Origin of the sequence: Aestuariivivens marinum (assembly GCF_022662175.1) — a bacterium.
GTDB lineage: Bacteria > Bacteroidota > Bacteroidia > Flavobacteriales > Flavobacteriaceae > Aestuariivivens > Aestuariivivens marinum.
Genome location: NZ_JAKMCR010000001.1, coordinates 1,036,418 through 1,054,791 on the forward strand (window position 1 = coordinate 1,036,418; position 18,374 = coordinate 1,054,791).

The following is an 18,374-nucleotide window of genomic DNA, read 5'->3' on the forward strand; positions in this document are numbered from 1 at the left end:
TATTAGTGAATTTGTGGCTGTTAAACAATCCATTTATCAAAATATATTAAAATCAATAACTGCAAATAAGCAGCTTTTAGCGGTTTTGATTGACCCAGATAAATTTTCTGTTGAAAATACGGAAGCCTTTATTGAAAGAATAAACCAATCAGTAGCAACACATATTTTTGTTGGAGGAAGTTTTGTTGAAGAACATGCCACATCAAATTTGGTTGAGACTATAAAGATGCATACGAGTTTACCAGTTGTGCTTTTTCCTGGCGATGTAACACAGATTTGTGAGAATGCCGATGCCCTATTGTTTTTATCCCTAATCTCAGGTAGAAACCCAGACTATTTAATAGGGAAGCATGTCGAGGCCGTTTCTGCATTACGAAAGAAAGAACTTGAGGTGATTTCAACAGGTTATATTCTAATTGAAAATGGAAAAACAACGGCTGTTGAACGGGTTACGAAAACCAAGCCAATGTCAAGAAAAGACATTCAAAATATAGTAGATACTGCTAAGGCAGGAGAATATTTGGGGATGAAATTAATGTATCTTGAAGCAGGTAGTGGCGCTAAGCATCCTGTAACACCTAAAATTATACAAGCGGTAAAAAAAGAATTAAACCTACCTTTAATAGTAGGGGGAGGTATTAGAGCCAAGCAACAATTGGAAATAGCGTACAGTGCAGGAGCCAATATGGTCGTTATTGGTACAGCTTTTGAGGATGACGAGTCATTTTTTGACGAATTAAAATACGAATAAAGAAACAAGAGAATGGAACAAAGACTCTTTTCTCTTTATTCTATTCTCTATTATCTGAAGACTTATGAAAATATCAGTAGAATTAACATTAACCCCATTGCAGGACGATTTTGAGCCTGCCATTATTCATTTCATAAAAAAATTAAGGAGTTCTAATTTGAAAGTATTAGAGAATCCGTTAAGCACACAGGTTTATGGCGATTACGATGAGTTGATGCAATTACTAAATGCAGAAATTAAAGAAACATTTCAATTAATTGACAAAGGCTTACTTTATATGAAGATTGTAAAATCCGACAGATACGATTATGAGCCCCATTTTTGATTTTTTTCTTGAGCCTTATTACAATAGGCCAATCTATTTAATTGTGTTGGAAGCCATTGCTTTTGTCTTTGGTATAGCCAGTGTGGTCTATGCCCAAAAGACAAATATCTTAGTGTACCCTACGGGTCTCGTTGCCACGGTAATTACGGTTTATATTTTTCTTAAAGATGAGTTGATTGGTGATATGATGATGAATTTTTATTACTCGGTAATGAGCATCTATGGTTGGTGGAATTGGTCCAGGAAAAAAGAAAACAAATATGTGGTGCCAATTTCGATAACCAATACAAAAGAAAAGATTATTGGGTTTGGAATGTTTTTGTTAACCATGGTAGTTACTTATGTGGTTTATAAAGCTTATGGTACTGAAATAACGACATCGAATTACATTGATATTTTTACTTCAGGAATATTTTTTACGGCCATGTGGTTTATGGCCAATAAAAAATTGGAGAATTGGACACTCTGGATATTTGCAGACATTATAACCGTGCCACTTTATGCATACAGAGGCTGGGGTATGTTATCTTTGCAGTATCTTATCTTTACTATTTTAGCAATTCAAGGCTATTTTGCATGGAAGAAAAGCTTAAACAACAACGAGCAAATTGCTTAAAGGTCGTTTTGTTTGGTCCAGAATCTACTGGGAAAACAACCTTGTCTAGACAATTAGCAAGGTATTATAACTCGGTTTGGGTGCCTGAGTACGCACGCGAGTACCTTCAAAATAAATGGAATAATGAACGTAAAACTTGTGAACCAAAGGATTTGTTACCCATTGCTGAAGGGCAGATGCGGGTAGAAAATGAACTGGCTCAAAATACAGATACCATATTGATTTGTGACACCGATTTGTTGGAAACCAAAGTCTATTCCGAGACCTATTATTTGGGAAGTTGCGATCCATTACTTGAAAAATATGCGTTGGAAAATACTTACGATTTGTATTTTTTAACTTATATTGACACTCCTTGGGAAGCTGACGATTTAAGGGATAAACCTAACCATAGAATTGAAATGTTTCTAGCTTTTCAAAATGAATTGATAAAACAAAAAAGACCTTATGTTTTGTTGAAGGGTGATGAAAAATTGCGGTTCAAAGAAGCAGTAAAACATATAGATAAATTGTTAAAAAGAAAAGACATTGAATTTCACCAATAAAGATATAATACAAATACAGAACAACGATTTAACCCTAGAAAAGGTTAATCATCAGATTGAGCGAATTAAAAGAGGGACATCTTATACCCACTTGGTAGAGGCAGCTACCGTTGGCAATGGTATTTTAAAGTTAACAGCAGAAGAGCAAAACCAATATGTTAAAACGTTTGAAAATCATCGTAATGTGTTGTCTTTAGTAAAGTTTGTACCAGCATCAGGCGCAGCAACTAGAATGTTTAAATTTTTGTTTCAGTTTTTAAAAGCTTTCGATATTGAAAAGGATACCATTAATGGGTATATCAACAGACATAAAAACTCAGGTTTAGCTGTTTTTTTTGCTGGGTTGGAGAAGTTACCTTTTTTTGAAGAAGTAGTCCATAAGTTGCATGAAATCATTCCTAATTTTAATGATCTGTCTTACGACCAAAAGCGCTTAGAGTTTATAAAAACCATGCTCGATGAAGACCGATTAAATTACAGTGCTTATCCAAAGGGTCTATTGCCTTTTCATAGATATAAACAACATGTTTCTTCAGCTTTCGAGGAGCATTTATTTGAAGCCGCATTATATGCCTCATCAAATAAGAAAGCAAATGTGCATTTCACTATTTCTCCAAATCATAATAAAGGATTTGAAGATGAATTTAAGTTTATAGAAGAAGATGTTGAAGAGGAAACTGGAACTTACTTTGATATTTCATTTTCAAATCAAAAAAAATCTACTGATACTATTGCATTAACCGTAGATAATGAAATTTATAGAGAACCAAATGGTAAATTATTGTTTAGGGCTTCTGGACATGGTGCCTTGTTGGAAAATTTAAATGCATTGAATCATGACATTATTTTTATTAAAAACATAGACAATGTTACGGTATCGAGCCATCATGAAGAGTTGGCAAAATATAAAAAAATGTTGGCTGGTCTTTTGATAGACACCCAAGAGCAGGCTTTTAAATATTTGCATACATTAGATAATGAAGCGGTTAATGAGAAGTTATGTGATGATATATTAGAATTTTTAATATCCAAGTTTAATCAAAGGATAGAGGAAGATTTTTTTAAGCTTTCGCAAACCAATAAAGTAGCTTTTTTAAAGAATAAATTAAATCGTCCAATTCGTGTTGGGGGCATTGTAAAAAACGAAAGAGAACCTGGAGGAGGACCGTTTTGGGTTAAGGATAAGAATGGGAATGTCTCTTTGCAAATTGTTGAGTTTGCACAAATCGATATCAAAAACAAAGACCAAAAGGAAATCGTAAAAAATGCAACACATTTTAATCCAACAGATTTTGTTTGCGGCATAAAAAACTATAAAGGTGAAGTTTTTAACCTTAATGAATTTGTAGATAATGATGCTTATTTTGTCACCGTTAAATCAAGATTGGATACCGAAATTAAGGCATTGGAACGCCCCGGACTTTGGAACGGAAGTATGGCTTATTGGAACTCTATTTTTGTTGAAGTGCCTCTAGTTACATTTAATCCAGTAAAGGCCGCAAACGATTTGTTAAAAGCACCACACCAGTATTTATAATGTTTAACCAAGAGACTTTACTGCAAGAATTAACTTTTAAGGCTATTAGAAGTTCTGGTAGTGGTGGGCAACATGTCAATAAGGTTGCTTCAAAAGTAGAGCTAAGTTTTAATGTAAAGGACTCTTTAGGGTTTAGCGATGAACAGAAAACACATCTATTGGAGAAGCTTCAAAATCGCTTAACTAAAGATGGGTTTTTACTGATGCAATGTGACGAAAGTCGAAGTCAGCATAAAAATAAAGAACTGGTGATAAAACGGTTTTTGGAGTTGATCAGAGCTTCATTGGTGAAACCCAAAAAACGAATCCTTACCAAAATACCAAAGGCAGTTATCAAGAAACGGTTAAAAAGTAAGCGTCATCTTTCTGATAAAAAAGCAAATAGAAAGCCACCTGGGCTTCTATAGAATATTTTTCAATTATCCATTGTAAATTGTACATTGTTAATTAATTTTACAGCGTTCTCAAAAAGGGGTGCTTTTTGATTGATGATTGATGATTGATAATTTCTATTTTTTAACTTTAGAAATTTGATATCTAATCTCTAAAATCATTCAGGCTGAGATCATACCCATTGAACCTGAGCAGGTAATGCTGCTAAGGAATGTGAGTTTATATTGTTATTGTGAGGAGTTTCTATTGCTATCGAAACAACGAACCAATCTTTTCAATATGAATTCTTAAATTCAATTAATAACAAACAAAGAATAATAACCTCTTTTTATTCGATTTAAATTTTATTTATTTCGAGATGAAAAACAATTTTCTTTTTTTAACATTTTTTTTGTTATCAATTTGTATTAGCGCACAACAAAATCAAGTGAAACAAGATTCAACAAAAACAGAAACTTTGGACGAAGTTCTAGTTAAAGCTGTTCGCGTTAATGCCAATTCACCCATCACCCATTCCAATATTTCAAAAAAGGAATTAGAAAAGCGAAATTTAGGGCAAGACATTCCGGTTTTATTAAATTATTTACCATCGGTTGTAACCACGAGCGATGCGGGAGCGGGGATAGGTTATACAGGTATTCGTGTACGCGGTACCGATGCCACTCGTGTAAATGTCACTATTAATGGGATACAATATAACGATCCAGAAAGTCAAGGGACGTTTTGGGTGAATTTAGGGGACTTTGCTTCATCGACACAGAATATGCAATTGCAACGTGGTGTTGGAACATCAACCAATGGCTCAGGGGCTTTTGGAGCAAGTTTAAATCTGTTGACCGATGCATCTTCTTATGTGCCTTATGGCGAAATATCTAATAGTTTTGGAAGTTACAATACACGTAAACATACGATTAAATTAAGTACAGGAGATATTTTGGATGCTGAACAAGGACAAAGCATTGAGTTTTCAGGACGGTTTTCTAAAATTTACTCCGATGGTTATGTAGATCGTGCTTTTACCGACTTAAAATCTTATTTTCTACAAGGAGTTTATAAAGATGACAATACTTTAATCAAGGCTTTAACTTTTGGTAATAAAGAACGAACCTATCAATCCTGGTATGGCTTAACAGCTGAAGAACTACAGGAAGACCGTCGTCAAAACCCGTATACTTATGAGAATGAAACCGATAACTATTGGCAGGACCATTACCAATTGCATTGGAATGAGCGATTGGATAACTATTGGTCAATCAATATTGGCTTGAATTATACTAAAGGCAAGGGCTATTTTGAGCAATATAAAACAGAAGAATACGCTGAGAATTTTAATAATTTAATTGAAGAAGGATCTGATGTGATTGTACGCCGTTGGCTCGATAATAATTTTTATGTTGCCAATGGCAACATCTCCTATAAAAATAGAGGTTTGGAAGTTATTTCAGGATTGTCCTATAGCAATTACACGGGTGATCATTTTGGGGAAGTGATTTGGGGAAGTGATTTGGCTTCAAATACCAATATTAGGGACCGTTACTATAATGGAGATGCCAATAAAAATGATTTTAGTGTTTTCTCAAAGGCTACATTTAAGTTTGATGAAAAATTTATGGGCTTCGTGGATTTACAAGGCCGATTTGTAAGCTATAAGACTAATGGATTAAATTCTGATAGGGTAAATTTTGTAACCGATGCATCATTTGACTTTTTCAATCCCAAAGTAGGGCTAACCTATAGGCATTGTGATATTAACAGTTTTTATGTCTCATACGCAAGAGCTAACCGTGAGCCTAATCGTGATGATTTTGAAAACGGTGTTGCCGACAACGAAACCTTAAATGACATTGAATTGGGTTGGCGTTATAATACTAAAAGGGTAGCTGTGAACACCAATTTGTATTATATGTTTTATCAAAACCAATTGGTGTTAACCGGTGCGCTAGATGATGTTGGAAGTCCCTTAAGAGCTACTAGCGGAAAAAGTTTTAGGCTTGGGCTTGAAATAGATGCTAATATTACATTTTGCGACGCATTTAATACGTCTACTAATATAGCTGTAAGCAATAATAAAAATAAGGATTTTAAGGCATCTATAAATGGGGAATTGTTAAGCTTAGGAAATACTAATATTTCATTTTCGCCAGATCTAGTAATAGGTAATGTATTTAATTTCCTGCCTATAAAAGCATTGCAAATATCGTTTTTAAGTAAATATGTTGGAGAACAGTATATGGGTAATATCGACTCTAAAGTGTCAAAGCTTAGTAGTTATTTCATTAACGATTTAAATATATCATTCGAAATTGAATCAAATTCCTTGTTTAAATCTATAGTATTAACAGGTTTGGTAAATAATATTTTTAACAGGAAATATGTTTCCAATGGATATTATTATACTTATGATGATACTTGGACAGATGCTAATCAAGTTACCACTATTGAAGGTACAGGATATTACCCACAAGCTACCACCAACTTTTTGGTAGGGGCTACATTGAAATTTTAGTTAATAACCTTAAAAGATTAAGCCTCTCCTCCTTAAACAAGGATGAGAGGTTTCAATTAATTAATAAATTGAAATTGAGGTGGTTGAATTAAAATAAAAATAATTTTTTATTCTGGCTTCAATTATATATTCTAAGTGTATTGCCACTTTTCTCTACACGATAGTTACGTAAACCACACATTAGGGACCTATTGTTTAAGGGTTGACCATTAACCAAGCTATATTCATTTTTATCATCACATCCACAAGTAGCATTTAATCCCGAATTAATAAGCACCGAACAGGAGCTTTGTGTATGGTTGGGGTCGGCAGCATCCCAGGCAAAGAAATCTGCTCCGGTGCTCGCCACAATTATTCCGCCATTACCCTGATTGGAAATATAAACCGAATTTCCTGTAAATTGTAATTGACTGTATTCTGGTAGGCTTAGGTTGATGCTAACGTTAACACCTATATTCAAAAGAAATTTACAGTTTTCATTTTCTTGTGAACTGCTACAACTTAATATTGTTAAAAGGCCTAATAGCGAAATCAATACCTTCATAAAATCAATAAATTTTTAAATGTGCAATCAATAATAAAACGCAAATTACCGTAAATATTTTGTATATTTGTATACAATCTCGTGTAAGCGGGATTTTTTTATTTGCTGAACCCCTTTGCTTGTTAAAGTTTGAGTAGGTTTCAGCATCTTTTATTAAATAAATCAATGAAGTTATGAGTAAAGTATCGTATTACACAGCCGAAGGACTAAAAAAATTAAGAAATGAATTGAACCATCTTAAAGACGTTGAACGCCCAAAAGCATCACAGGCCATTGCAGAAGCACGTGATAAAGGCGATTTAAGTGAAAATGCAGAATACGATGCAGCCAAAGAGGCACAAGGACTTTTGGAAATGAAAATTTCTAAATTGGAAGAAACTTTATCTAATGCCCGTTTAATTGATGAATCGCAATTAGACACTTCAAAGGTATTGGTGTTGTCTAAAGTGAAGATAAAGAACCAAACCAATGGCATGGAAATGGTTTATACATTGGTGGCTGAAAGTGAAGCCAATTTGGCTGCGGGAAAAATATCGGTAAACTCACCTATAGGAAAAGGATTGTTAGGGAAATCAGTTGGTGATGTGGCCGAGATTCAAGTGCCCAATGGCGTTATGAAATTTGATATTTTAGAAATATCAAGATAATAAAAGTCATTTTAAAAGAATAATATTAGATTCCTAGTTTAGCTGAAAATCGATTCAGTTTTAATTAGGAATCTTTTTATATTTACATATCACTTAAAAATCTTTCATATATGGCTTCAATCTTTACTAAAATCATCAAAGGTGAAATACCCTGTTATAAAATTGCCGAAACCGATCGGTTTTTTGCTTTTTTGGATATCAATCCCAATAGTAAAGGACATACCTTATGTGTCCCAAAAAAGGAAGTTGATAAAATATTCGATTTAGATGAAGAAACTTATAATGGATTAATGTCATTTTCCAGATATGTAGCCAAGGCCATTGAAAAAGCCATTCCCTGTAAGCGTGTCGGGATAACTGTTATTGGTTTGGAAGTGCCTCATACCCACGTGCATTTAATACCATTGCATTCCATGGAAGATGCCCAATTTATAAGCAAAAAAAAATTAACTTCAGAAGAATTTCAGGATGTAGCTAATGCCATAAAAGCACACTTATAATTATTGATAAATTGTTAAAGAAACTATTGCGGTTAGCGTTAAAAGTAATACTGCCATTAGGATCCAAGAAACCGTCTTTAATTTAAAAGTTGTTTTTTTAGGAGTAAAGGCTTTTTTATGATATTCGAAGACTTGTTCGATGTCGTCTGTCCATAATACGGGATAAATTGGACTATTGCAATTTTTACAGTCCAATTTATGTTTAATCTCTGAAGTAATAGATTTATACAGTTGAGTGTCTACTATACGCTGTTTAAAACTTAAGTGTAGTCCTTCATTGCTATAACAAATTGGGCAGTTGTTTTTTAAGGCGACTTCTTTAATATGTATAAAATAACCCTGCATATTAAGCGCGTTTTAGGACAATCTGTATGGTAGTGCCTTTGTCAATTTCAGAATATAGTACCTTGATTTTGCCATTATGAAAATCTTCAATAATACGTCTAGTAAGTGATAACCCCAAGCCCCAACCTCTTTTTTTTGTGGTATATCCAGGCTCAAAAATTTTCTTAAAATCCTTTTTTAAAATCCCTTTTCCTGTATCTGTCACACTTACTTTTATATTGTTTTCCAATTGTGAAATTTCTATAGTAAGCTTACCGCGGCCTTTCATGGCATCTATGGCATTCTTTACTAAGTTTTCAATAGCCCAACTAAAAAGCTCTTTGTTTAAATATACAGAAATATTGCCATCAGGGACTCTCATTTCAAAATCGATAAGATTTGAAGATCTAGCTTTTAAATAATCAAAAGAATTGGAGGTTTCTTCAATAATATCTGCTATTTCAAGTTTTGGAACCGACCCTATTTTACTAAAACGTTCTGTAATTGTTTTTAAGCGATCGACATCCTTTTCAATTTCAGCAATGTAATTGGGGTCAACCTGTTCGGTTTTCAAAATCTCGGTCCAACCAATTAAAGAGGATAAGGGGGTGCCTATTTGGTGTGCTGTTTCCTTGGCCATGCCAGACCATAGCTTGTTTTGACTAGCATTTTTATTACTGCTATAAAAGAGAAAAATAACGGTTCCGAATAATACAATAATAAGTATTAATGCAGAAGGATAATATTTTAGTTTGTTTAAAAGTGGTGAGTTGCCGTAATAAAGGGTAGTTGATTCAGAATTTTCTATATTAATTTCAATAGGGGAGTTTTCTTTTTCTAACTTTAATTTTGTTTTCTCAAAATATTTAGGATTTAGTAGCTTTAAGCTGTCAAGGTTCCTGAAAGTTCTTATTTGGTTATTATTGTCAACTAATAGCATTGGGGCGGTAACAGTAGAGTCTATAATAATAAATTCAGCCAACTTGTTGGTTTTATTTACATTGTATAGGTCTTTTGCGATCTCTTTATAAGCAAAGGTCCAAGTTTCCATTTTAATACGTTGGTCTTGCTTAAAGTTCTGAAAAAACATATAGGTATTCCAAAGAATAAGTGACACTAAAAAAAACGAAATGACAATAATTAGCCAACGAAATGTATTTCTATATTCGGTAAAAAGCATCAATAATAATTTAATACGTAATATAATGCAAATCTGTTAATATTATTGTGCAAGTTGTTAGTAAATCTGTTTTTAGTTGAATGGGAGATTGGTTACTTTTGTTGAAATTCAAAACGATTGACAACAACTTTCGATCCAAAACTATTAGAAACCAGTACATTGCAAAGTTACTTGCAATCTGCTGTAGCCCCTAGGCCTATTGCCTTTGCTAGTACAGTTGATTTAGAAGGTAATCCTAATTTGTCTCCTTTTAGTTTTTTTAATGTATTTAGTGCTAACCCACCAATTATGGTGTTTTCGCCCTCACGTCGTGTAAGGGATAATACGGTAAAGCACACTTTGTTAAACATTGAAGATACGAATGAAGTAGTTATAAATGTGGTAAATTATAATATTGTCTACCAAATGTCCTTAAGTAGTACAGAGTATGGTAAAGGAATAAATGAATTTAAAAAGGCAGGATTAACGATGTTAAAGTCAGATGTTGTTAAACCTTATAGAGTAGCCGAATCCCCCGTGCAGTTTGAATGTAAAGTAAACGATATTATTAAATTAGGAAAGCAAGGTGGTGCCGGAAACTTAATTATATGTGAGGTAGTCAAGTTCCATATTCATAATAATGTGCTAAATGAAGATATTAGCATTAATCAAGAAAAATTAGATTTAGTAGCTAGAGCTGGAGGAAGTTATTACAGTAGGTTGAAAAATGGTTTTTTTGAAATACCAAAACCACTTAAAACTTTGGGAATTGGGGTCGATAATTTACCAGATGTAATTAGAAAAAGTAGTGTTTTAACAGGAAACAATTTGGGTATGTTGGCCAATGTTGAAAGCTTGCCAACAAAGGCTGATGTTGAAGCTTTTATTGAGGGTAAACTAAGTCGTTATCCAAACTTTAAAACGATTACTTTAGAAGAGAAACATCAATTGGCACAAAACTATTTAAGTTATGGTGATGTAGAAAGCGCTTGGTACATATTGTTGAGTTGAAAATAAGTAAATAACATATATAATTTATAACTAATGGAAGTTCAAGGAAGAATTAAAATGATTGGCGAGACCCAAACGTTTGGTGCTAATGGATTTAGAAAAAGGGAAATAGTAGTAACTACTGAAGAGCAGTACCCTCAGCATATTTTGGTGGAGTTTGTGCAGGACAAAACGGATTTGTTAAGCAACTATCAAGTTGGGCAACAGGTAAGAATCAATATTAATTTACGTGGCAGGGAATGGGTGAACCCACAAGGGGAAACCAAATATTTTAATTCCATTCAAGGATGGCGTATAGAAGCTTTGCAGCAAGAATCAATGGGGGATAATTTACCGCCCGTACCACCGGCAGATGCCTTTGAACCTGCTGAAGATTTAAACGATGACGACCATGATGATCTACCTTTTTAAATGTTTTTCATCTTGAATCAAAACCAAAATCACATTATAATTATAAAACCTTTCAGAATTGTTTGGAAGGTTTTTTTAATTTAATGCAATGTATTTCTTAACAGAAAAGCTATGGTTTCCTTCAGTTGATAAGGCAACGCCTGAAGGCTTGTTAGCTGTTGGGGGTGATTTATCTGCAGAACGTCTATTGTTAGCCTATAAATTGGGGATATTCCCTTGGTTTGAAATTGGAGAACCTATACTGTGGTGGTCACCAGACCCAAGGTTTGTTTTATTTCCAGAAAAACTAAAAGTCTCAAAAAGTATGAAACAGGTATTGAGAAATACCAACTATAAAGTTACGGTTAACAAAGCATTTAAGGAAGTAATTACTAGATGTGCTGTGATAAGGCGAAACGGACAAACAGGGACTTGGATAACAGAAGACATGATTGAGGCTTATGTAAAACTTCAGGAATTGAATTATGCCAAGTCAGTTGAGGTATGGCAAGACAATACCTTGGTGGGTGGTTTTTACGGTGTCGATTTAAACAATGGAGTATTTTGTGGAGAGAGTATGTTTTCTACAGTAAGTAATGCGAGTAAAATAGGATTTATTACTTTTTTACAACACACCAATTATAAACTTATAGATTGTCAAGTGTATACCAATCATCTCAAAAATCTTGGAGCTGAGGAAATTTCAAGGGATATTTTTTTAAGGTATTTCTAGCGCATAAGCATTAATACGAATTATTATTGTGTTAAATTTGGATACTATTTTTTAAAATAATTTTTTAGACTTTTTAGGATCATTTAATATTCATTAAAAGAAATTTCAAATAGAACCGTGTGCACATCTCATAAATATTCTAATAAAAATTAAAACAAAGCTATGCCATAGTCTTATACTTCCTCGAATCTAAAACAACCAATTTCATGATCGTTTACCATACCAGTAGCCTGCATATGGGCATAAACCACAGTAGATCCTACAAACTTAAATCCACGGTTTTTTAAATCTTTGCTAATTGTATCACTTAAAGGTGTATTAGCTGGTGCATCTTTATAGGTTTTTAATTTATTCTTAATCGGTATACCGTCAACAAAACCCCAGATGTACTTGCTAAAACTTCCAAATTCTTTTTGAACCTTTATAAACGCTTGAGCATTTGTAACAGCAGCCTTTACTTTTAATGTATTTCTTATAATACCGCTATCTTGTAATAGACTGTCAATTTTGGGTTGTTTATAACTGGCTATTTTTATATAGTCAAATCCATCAAATGCTTTTCTAAAATTGTCCCGTTTACGTAAAACAGTAATCCAGCTTAGCCCTGCCTGAAAGGTTTCTAAGGTCAAAAATTCAAATAATGTGGCATCATCATAAACGGGGACTCCCCATTCATTATCATGATAGGCTTCATATAATGGGTCTCCAACACACCAGCCGCATTTGTGTTTTGTACTCATGAGACTTGTTATTTTAAAGGTTAAAGCATGACAAAAGTCATCTTATAAGTAAGGGCAAGATATTAATTTTGTTCGTATTAATTTGAGAAAATATGAATGCAGTATTAGCAAATAGCCTTGAAAAAAGTATGTCTTATGCTGAATATAGTGAGCTAGTAGCTCAATTAGCACAAGATAATTCTACATCTGGAGATCTTAAAACCGAAGCCAATATAAATTTCACCAAATTAAATAATAGGCGAATGAAACGTTGGGATAAGACCATTAAGCTATCAAGAGAGGCTTTAAAACGCATTCGTGCTTTTAAGGAAAAAGTCACTTGGTTGGTAATAAGTGAAAGTTGGTGCGGTGATTCTGCTCATATTACTCCAGTTTTAAATAAATTAGCTGAAAGCAATGACAATATTAATTTGAGGTTAGTACTGAGGGATGAGCACCCAGAACTAATGGATGCATTCCTTACCTTTGGAGCAAGATCTATTCCTAAAGTTATTATGATTGAAGATGCTTCTGGAGAAGTAATAAATACCTATGGCCCTAGACCAAGCGAAGCAACCTATTATGTTAATCGATTTAAAGCTATGCATGGTACCTTAACCCCAGAGTTTAAGGAAGATTTACAGCATTGGTATAACGATAACAAAGGGCAAAATATAATTGACGATTTAACCGAAAAGCTTTGTGAATTAGCACCTAGTGTTTGCCAATAAAGTAAAAGGTTATCGATCCAATTTGCGATACTTTGTTTGGGTCGGCACTAAAAAGGGATTGTTTGGCGTATTCCAAGGCATGTTCTTTTAAACATTCGTTAGATGAGTTGGAGCTAGTATTAATATAGGCATCTATAACCTTTCCTTGAGAATTAACCGTAATATTTACTACAATTTTACCATCTACTTCACAAAGGTAAACAGGAATTGGAATGTAAACTTTGTTACGATCTTTTAATGAAAAACTAATGGTGCTTTTCGCGTTATTGCCATCATCTTTTTGTTGCTCTAAAAGGTCTTTTACTTTACTGAATTTTGAAAGTTCCTCGTCTTTTAACTTTGCGTCTTCTGTATCTTCATAACTTTTTGCAGCTGTATTGGGACCGTCAAAATTACTGCTTTGTTTGGGCACATAATCTTCGGGAGGAGCAATAGGTTTATAGGCCTGAGCAAACTGTTTACTTTGTTGGGTTTCGTTAAAAGCCTGATTGGTCTCAGCCTTTGAAGCGTTTAATCGTTCCAAGGCTTCTAAAATCTTAATTTCCTCTTCGGTGAGCTCTTCTTCGGGTTCAACCATATAATAACTCTCAGAAATAAATTCACTCTGTTTTTTTAGACTGAAATTAAATACTGAAAGGACAACGGTTCCCGAAATAAGGAACGTGATAAGTAGGGCTTTATGTTGATCTGTTAGGTGCAAATCGTGATAAATTTATAGCATTTGGTAAAACAATATACGTAAAAATATGCAATCTAGCTCTTTAAGCTGTTTATAAAGCCGTCAATTGAGGTAGCGTCAGCAATATTAAAATCACCTATTTTCGTGCGTCGTAATGCCGATAAATGTGCCCCAGATTGCAAGGCTTTACCAAAATCGTTAGCTAAGGAACGAATATATGTACCTTTACTGCACACAACTCTAAAATCGGCTTGCATACCGGTAATTTTAGTGATTTCAAAAGCTGAAATGCTAACTGTACGCGGTTTGATATTTACACTTTCTCCAGCTCTAGCAAATTCATACAAGCGCTTGCCGTCTTTTTTAATGGCCGAAAACACAGGCGGCAATTGTTGGATATCTCCAATAAATTGTTCTGTTGTTTTATGGATTAATGTTTCAGTGATGTGCTCGGTGGGAAATGTGTTGTCGATTTCGGTTTCTAAATCGAAAGAAGGGGTTGTACTCCCAAGCGTAATGGTTCCAGTATATTCCTTGGTCTGGGCTTGGAATGTGTCAATTTGTTTTGTCATTTTACCCGTGCAGATTACCAAAAGCCCTGTGGCCAATGGGTCTAAAGTTCCAGCATGACCTACCTTTATTTTCTTTATTTTAAAGGCACGCCTAATTTCCCAACGCAGTTTGTTAACCACTTGAAACGAGGTCCAATTAAGAGGCTTGTCGATAAGCAATACTTGTCCTGAAAGGTAATCGTCTTTACTGAGCATAGTGGTGAGGTGTCTAATTCAAAAGAGAAAACCCAATAGCAATAAGGCCCACAATAGCACAGTAAACAGCAAAGTAGGTTAGTTTACTTTTTTTAACTAAAGCAATCATCCAAGTACAGGCAAACAAACCAGCTATAAAAGCAGCTGCAAATCCAATGGATAAAGCCGTAAAATTCTGATTTTCGGTAGAAATGTCTCCGCTTAAAATATCCTTGCCTATTTTTCCAAAAATAAGCGGCACAACCATTAAAAATGAAAAGCGTGCTGCTTTGGTTTTATCGTTGCCCAATAATACCGATGTGGATATGGTTGCTCCAGACCTAGAAATACCAGGAAGCATGGCAATGGCCTGTGAAATACCAATGACAAAAGCATTTTTAAACGACACTGACCTGTTCGTGTTTTTAGCCTTGTCAGCTAAAAAAAGAAGTAAAGCAGTTATGATAAGCATGCATCCAACCAATAGGATGTTACTGGTAAAAAGTTGTTCCAATTGTTTTTCAAAGAAAAGGCCAATAATAATAGCAGGAACCATAGAAACAGCAATTTTTAAAATGAATTGTAAATTGTCATCCCATTGAAATTTCAGTGCCCCTTTTATTATTTCCAGAATATCTTTTCTAAATACCACTATGGTACTTAATGCCGTTGCGAAATGAAGCGCAACAGTAAACAGTAAACTTTCTTTAGGAACTGATTGATCACCTAAAATAGCCTTTCCCAATTCTAAATGGCCACTCGATGATACTGGTAAAAATTCAGTTAGCCCCTGAATAATACCAAGAATGATAGAATCTATAATATCCATGGGCACAAAAGTATTAAAATAGATATATAATTAAATGTTAATCAAATGAAACTTTAGCGTGTTGGATTGAAAATTGGTAAATTGCTAAGAGGTTTACCTAGACTGAAATGAAGATTGTTTTGGCACCCGATAAGTTTAAAGGTTCTCTAACAGCATTGCAATTTTGCAATGCTGTAGAGGAAGGGTTTCTTGTTCTTAATTCAGATGTTGAGATTATAAAATTACCTCTTGCAGATGGAGGTGATGGTACTATTCAGATTATTGATTATTATTTAAAAGGTAAACCAATTAGAATTCGAGTTTGCAACCCCTTTTTTCAAATAATAACAGCAACATATTTGTATTTTGAAGCATCTCGAATAGCTTATATAGAAATGGCCGAAGCTTCGGGGATCAAATTGCTAAAGGATAAACAGTTAGATTGTAAAAATGCAACTACATTTGGAACAGGGCAATTAATACTAGATGCTATTGAACGTGGAGCAAAACAAGTAATATTGGGGATTGGAGGAAGTGCAACAAACGATTGTGGTATGGGAATGGCTGCTGCTTTGGGATATCGATTTTTAGATAATGAAAATCAAGAAGTAAATCCTATTGGTTTAAATTTAATACATGTTAGAACCATTGATTCTTCAAAGGTTCATCCAAGATTAAAAGATATCTGTTTTAAGGTGGCCTGCGATGTCTCCAATCCCTTATATGGCAGTAATGGAACTGCACACGTGTATGCCAAACAAAAAGGCGCAAGTTTAGCAGATGTAAAACTATTGGATGAAGGTTTGGAGCATTTTTCAAAGGTGTTGAAAAAGAAATTTAAAATAGATGCCCAAACGGTTATTGGTGCTGGTGCAGCTGGTGGTATGGGAATTGCAACAAAAGTATTCCTAAAAGGGGATTTACAAACTGGGGTAGAATTAATAATGGCCTTGGCTAATTTTGAAGAACATATTGTTGAAGCCGAATGGATTATTACAGGTGAAGGCAAGCTGGATAGGCAAACCCTTTCTGGGAAGACCATTGATGGAGTTTTAGTTTCAGCTAAAGCAAAAAACATAAAAATTGCCGCTTTATGCGGTGCAATAGTGTTAAATGAAGAACAACTGAAAGAATATGGAATTGATTATAGTGACGCTGTTATAAAACATGCAAAAACTGAAAAGGATGCCATGCAAAATAGTTATGAATACGTTAGGAAAATGGCAAAGATTTTTGCGAAAAAATTAATGTAAATATATATTTGAAATGTCATTCCTGCGAAGGCAGGAACCCATTTGAAAACAACAAAATACTAACGTGGGGTTTATTTATATAGAAATAACGCTGAGTTATTTTTTGTCAGGATTCAAAAGAATGGCATACACCTGAATGCCAAACCCAATGAGTACTAATGTAGGCGCCAAACGAATACGTCTCCAATTAAAAATTTCGGGATTAAACATATTAGGATCGTCACTGCCACCACCAGACATTAAAATAAAGCCAAGGGCAATACAGGCTAAACCAATAAACATAAACTTATAGTTTTTTTTACCAAATACAAACGCTGGTTTTGAATTTTCTTTTCGTTTTTGTTCTCCCATAAAGTTTAGACTAGTAGTGCAAAATAACAGATTTATTTAAAATAGAACTGTTAATGTCTATATAATATTTTAAAAGTGTGTTATAAAGTAATTGGATATTCAACTTAACAACTTAATAATAAAGCTCATCTGTTTTTAAGTTCAAAAAACGCTGTGTTGCAAAGTGGGTACTTATCCACGTAATAATGATGCCTAAAACGAAGATCAATATAAAAAGTAACCCTATTAATAATGGTTTGTTTAATAGACCCAATTCGGTAAATGTTTTATTTAAATAGTAAAGTACAATGGTCATGCCTATCAAGGCTAATAAGGCTCCAATAATACCTAAGCGTACACTCTTCCAAACAAACGGACGACGAATAAATTGCTTGGTGGCTCCGACCATTTGCATGGTTTTAATAGTAAAACGTTTGGAGTATACAGCCAATCGAATAGAACTATTGATCAATAATACTGCAATCAATGTAAAAATACAGCTTATGACTAATACCCAAAAGCTAATCTTCTTAACATTATTGTTCATAAGGTTTACCAAATCATTATCATAAGACACCTCATCCACAAAATTTTTGTTTAGGGCTTCAGTTGAAATTTTTTCAAGATGTTCTGTCGTTACAAAATCTGCTTTTAAATGCACGTCAATAGAATTCTGTAACGGATTGTAACCCACAAAATCCATAAAATCCTCACCATTTTGCACTTTCATAAATTCGGCAGCTTCTTCTTTGGATACATATTCGGTCGATTTCACATAATCGGCCATCGCCAAACTTTTTTCCAGCTGATTGATTTCAACTTCCTTGGCCGAATCCTTAAGATAAATGGTCAAAACCACCTGTTCTTTAAAATGATCAGAAACTTTTTTGGCATTAAGTACTAGCATTCCCAATAAACCTAATAAAAATAGTACTAAAGCAATACTTAGCACTACCGAAAAATAGGAAGAAATAAGCCTGCGTTTTTGATGTTTTTCAAAGGATGAACTCATGCCACGATAAATTTAAGACGTAAAAATAATAAAGTATATTCAATCTCTTTTTATATAAACTAAAACATATCAACTTTAGTGCATAGCACTTTTTATTTTAAATGTTTACTTATAA

Annotated in this window: 22 protein-coding genes; 14 read left to right on the forward strand and 8 right to left on the reverse strand. The window is 33.9% G+C overall.

Going from position 1 to position 18,374, the window contains the following annotated elements:
- Nucleotides 1-13 precede the first annotated feature (13 nt).
- From MR053_RS04425 to MR053_RS04455, 7 genes are all read left to right on the forward strand, one after another.
- Nucleotides 14-751 (forward strand): geranylgeranylglyceryl/heptaprenylglyceryl phosphate synthase, encoded by a 738-nt coding sequence (locus tag MR053_RS04425; RefSeq protein WP_242131240.1) that lies wholly within the window; start codon nucleotides 14-16, stop codon nucleotides 749-751.
- A gap of 64 nt (nucleotides 752-815) precedes the next feature.
- Nucleotides 816-1,076 carry a thiamine-binding protein gene (locus MR053_RS04430; RefSeq protein WP_242131241.1) on the forward strand — a complete coding sequence of 87 codons (261 nt, stop codon included), beginning with the start codon at nucleotides 816-818 and terminating at the stop codon, nucleotides 1,074-1,076.
- Nucleotides 1,060-1,692 (forward strand): nicotinamide riboside transporter PnuC, encoded by a 633-nt coding sequence (gene pnuC, locus MR053_RS04435; protein WP_242131242.1) that lies wholly within the window; start codon nucleotides 1,060-1,062, stop codon nucleotides 1,690-1,692. The genes MR053_RS04430 and pnuC overlap by 17 nt, the downstream gene beginning before the upstream one ends.
- Nucleotides 1,653-2,237, forward strand: a complete 585-nt coding sequence (locus MR053_RS04440) for an AAA family ATPase (RefSeq protein ID WP_242131243.1) — start codon at nucleotides 1,653-1,655, stop codon at nucleotides 2,235-2,237. Before pnuC ends, MR053_RS04440 begins: the two co-directional genes overlap by 40 nt.
- On the forward strand, nucleotides 2,221-3,774 hold the full coding sequence (locus tag MR053_RS04445) for a DUF4301 family protein (protein ID WP_242131244.1): 1,554 nt from the start codon (nucleotides 2,221-2,223) through the stop codon (nucleotides 3,772-3,774). Before MR053_RS04440 ends, MR053_RS04445 begins: the two co-directional genes overlap by 17 nt.
- Nucleotides 3,774-4,181, forward strand: a complete 408-nt coding sequence (gene arfB, locus MR053_RS04450; RefSeq protein ID WP_242131245.1) for an alternative ribosome rescue aminoacyl-tRNA hydrolase ArfB — start codon at nucleotides 3,774-3,776, stop codon at nucleotides 4,179-4,181. Before MR053_RS04445 ends, arfB begins: the two co-directional genes overlap by 1 nt.
- Before the next feature lie 344 nt (nucleotides 4,182-4,525).
- Entirely contained in the window at nucleotides 4,526-6,673 is a 2,148-nt protein-coding gene (locus MR053_RS04455; protein ID WP_242131246.1) for a TonB-dependent receptor, read from the forward strand.
- A gap of 118 nt (nucleotides 6,674-6,791) precedes the next feature.
- Here MR053_RS04455 and MR053_RS04460 read toward each other — a convergent pair whose 3' ends face one another.
- Nucleotides 6,792-7,217, reverse strand: a complete 426-nt coding sequence (locus MR053_RS04460) for a hypothetical protein (protein WP_242131247.1) — start codon at nucleotides 7,215-7,217, stop codon at nucleotides 6,792-6,794.
- 173 nt (nucleotides 7,218-7,390) lie between these two features.
- Here MR053_RS04460 and greA point away from each other — a divergent pair, with 173 nt between their 5' ends.
- Together greA and MR053_RS04470 are read left to right on the forward strand one after the other, a co-directional pair.
- Nucleotides 7,391-7,864, forward strand: coding sequence for a transcription elongation factor GreA (gene greA / locus MR053_RS04465; protein WP_242131248.1), 474 nt, complete (start codon nucleotides 7,391-7,393; stop codon nucleotides 7,862-7,864).
- A 110-nt stretch (nucleotides 7,865-7,974) separates the two neighbouring features.
- A complete protein-coding gene (locus MR053_RS04470; protein ID WP_242131249.1) occupies nucleotides 7,975-8,364 on the forward strand; it encodes an HIT family protein in 390 nt (129 codons plus the stop codon).
- 346 nt (nucleotides 8,365-8,710) lie between these two features.
- Here MR053_RS04470 and MR053_RS04475 read toward each other — a convergent pair whose 3' ends face one another.
- A complete protein-coding gene (locus tag MR053_RS04475; RefSeq protein ID WP_242131250.1) occupies nucleotides 8,711-9,868 on the reverse strand; it encodes a sensor histidine kinase in 1,158 nt (385 codons plus the stop codon).
- A gap of 117 nt (nucleotides 9,869-9,985) precedes the next feature.
- Between MR053_RS04475 and MR053_RS04480 the strand changes: the two genes are divergently transcribed.
- From MR053_RS04480 to aat, 3 genes are all read left to right on the forward strand, one after another.
- Nucleotides 9,986-10,858, forward strand: coding sequence for a flavin reductase family protein (locus tag MR053_RS04480; protein ID WP_242131251.1), 873 nt, complete (start codon nucleotides 9,986-9,988; stop codon nucleotides 10,856-10,858).
- 33 nt (nucleotides 10,859-10,891) lie between these two features.
- Nucleotides 10,892-11,269: a DUF3127 domain-containing protein gene (locus tag MR053_RS04485; RefSeq protein ID WP_242131252.1), complete on the forward strand. Its 378-nt coding sequence runs from the start codon at nucleotides 10,892-10,894 to the stop codon at nucleotides 11,267-11,269.
- An 88-nt stretch (nucleotides 11,270-11,357) separates the two neighbouring features.
- Nucleotides 11,358-11,981, forward strand: a complete 624-nt coding sequence (aat, locus tag MR053_RS04490) for a leucyl/phenylalanyl-tRNA--protein transferase (RefSeq protein WP_242131253.1) — start codon at nucleotides 11,358-11,360, stop codon at nucleotides 11,979-11,981.
- Nucleotides 11,982-12,154: 173 nt separating this feature from the next.
- On the opposite strand, the gene MR053_RS04495 is transcribed toward aat, so the two are convergent.
- Entirely contained in the window at nucleotides 12,155-12,721 is a 567-nt protein-coding gene (locus MR053_RS04495; protein ID WP_242131254.1) for a DNA-3-methyladenine glycosylase I, read from the reverse strand.
- A 92-nt stretch (nucleotides 12,722-12,813) separates the two neighbouring features.
- Between MR053_RS04495 and MR053_RS04500 the strand changes: the two genes are divergently transcribed.
- Nucleotides 12,814-13,431: a thioredoxin family protein gene (locus tag MR053_RS04500; protein WP_242131255.1), complete on the forward strand. Its 618-nt coding sequence runs from the start codon at nucleotides 12,814-12,816 to the stop codon at nucleotides 13,429-13,431.
- Here MR053_RS04500 and MR053_RS04505 read toward each other — a convergent pair.
- The 3 genes from MR053_RS04505 to MR053_RS04515 are packed head-to-tail and all read right to left on the reverse strand — an operon-like array spanning nucleotide 13,415 to nucleotide 15,685.
- The gene (locus MR053_RS04505) at nucleotides 13,415-14,131 is read right to left on the reverse strand and encodes a hypothetical protein (RefSeq protein WP_242131256.1); all 717 of its coding nucleotides are present in this window, start codon (nucleotides 14,129-14,131) and stop codon (nucleotides 13,415-13,417) included. The genes MR053_RS04500 and MR053_RS04505 overlap by 17 nt on opposite strands.
- Before the next feature lie 53 nt (nucleotides 14,132-14,184).
- Nucleotides 14,185-14,877 (reverse strand): tRNA pseudouridine(55) synthase TruB, encoded by a 693-nt coding sequence (truB, locus tag MR053_RS04510; RefSeq protein ID WP_242131257.1) that lies wholly within the window; start codon nucleotides 14,875-14,877, stop codon nucleotides 14,185-14,187.
- A 13-nt stretch (nucleotides 14,878-14,890) separates the two neighbouring features.
- Nucleotides 14,891-15,685, reverse strand: coding sequence for an undecaprenyl-diphosphate phosphatase (locus MR053_RS04515; protein ID WP_242131258.1), 795 nt, complete (start codon nucleotides 15,683-15,685; stop codon nucleotides 14,891-14,893).
- A gap of 107 nt (nucleotides 15,686-15,792) precedes the next feature.
- Between MR053_RS04515 and MR053_RS04520 the strand changes: the two genes are divergently transcribed.
- Nucleotides 15,793-16,917, forward strand: a complete 1,125-nt coding sequence (locus tag MR053_RS04520) for a glycerate kinase (RefSeq protein WP_242131259.1) — start codon at nucleotides 15,793-15,795, stop codon at nucleotides 16,915-16,917.
- A 96-nt stretch (nucleotides 16,918-17,013) separates the two neighbouring features.
- Here MR053_RS04520 and MR053_RS04525 read toward each other — a convergent pair whose 3' ends face one another.
- Nucleotides 17,014-17,268, reverse strand: coding sequence for a DUF3098 domain-containing protein (locus tag MR053_RS04525; RefSeq protein WP_242131260.1), 255 nt, complete (start codon nucleotides 17,266-17,268; stop codon nucleotides 17,014-17,016).
- A gap of 112 nt (nucleotides 17,269-17,380) precedes the next feature.
- The gene (locus MR053_RS04530; protein WP_242131261.1) at nucleotides 17,381-18,259 is read right to left on the reverse strand and encodes a cell division protein FtsX; all 879 of its coding nucleotides are present in this window, start codon (nucleotides 18,257-18,259) and stop codon (nucleotides 17,381-17,383) included.
- Nucleotides 18,260-18,374: the final 115 nt, after the last annotated feature.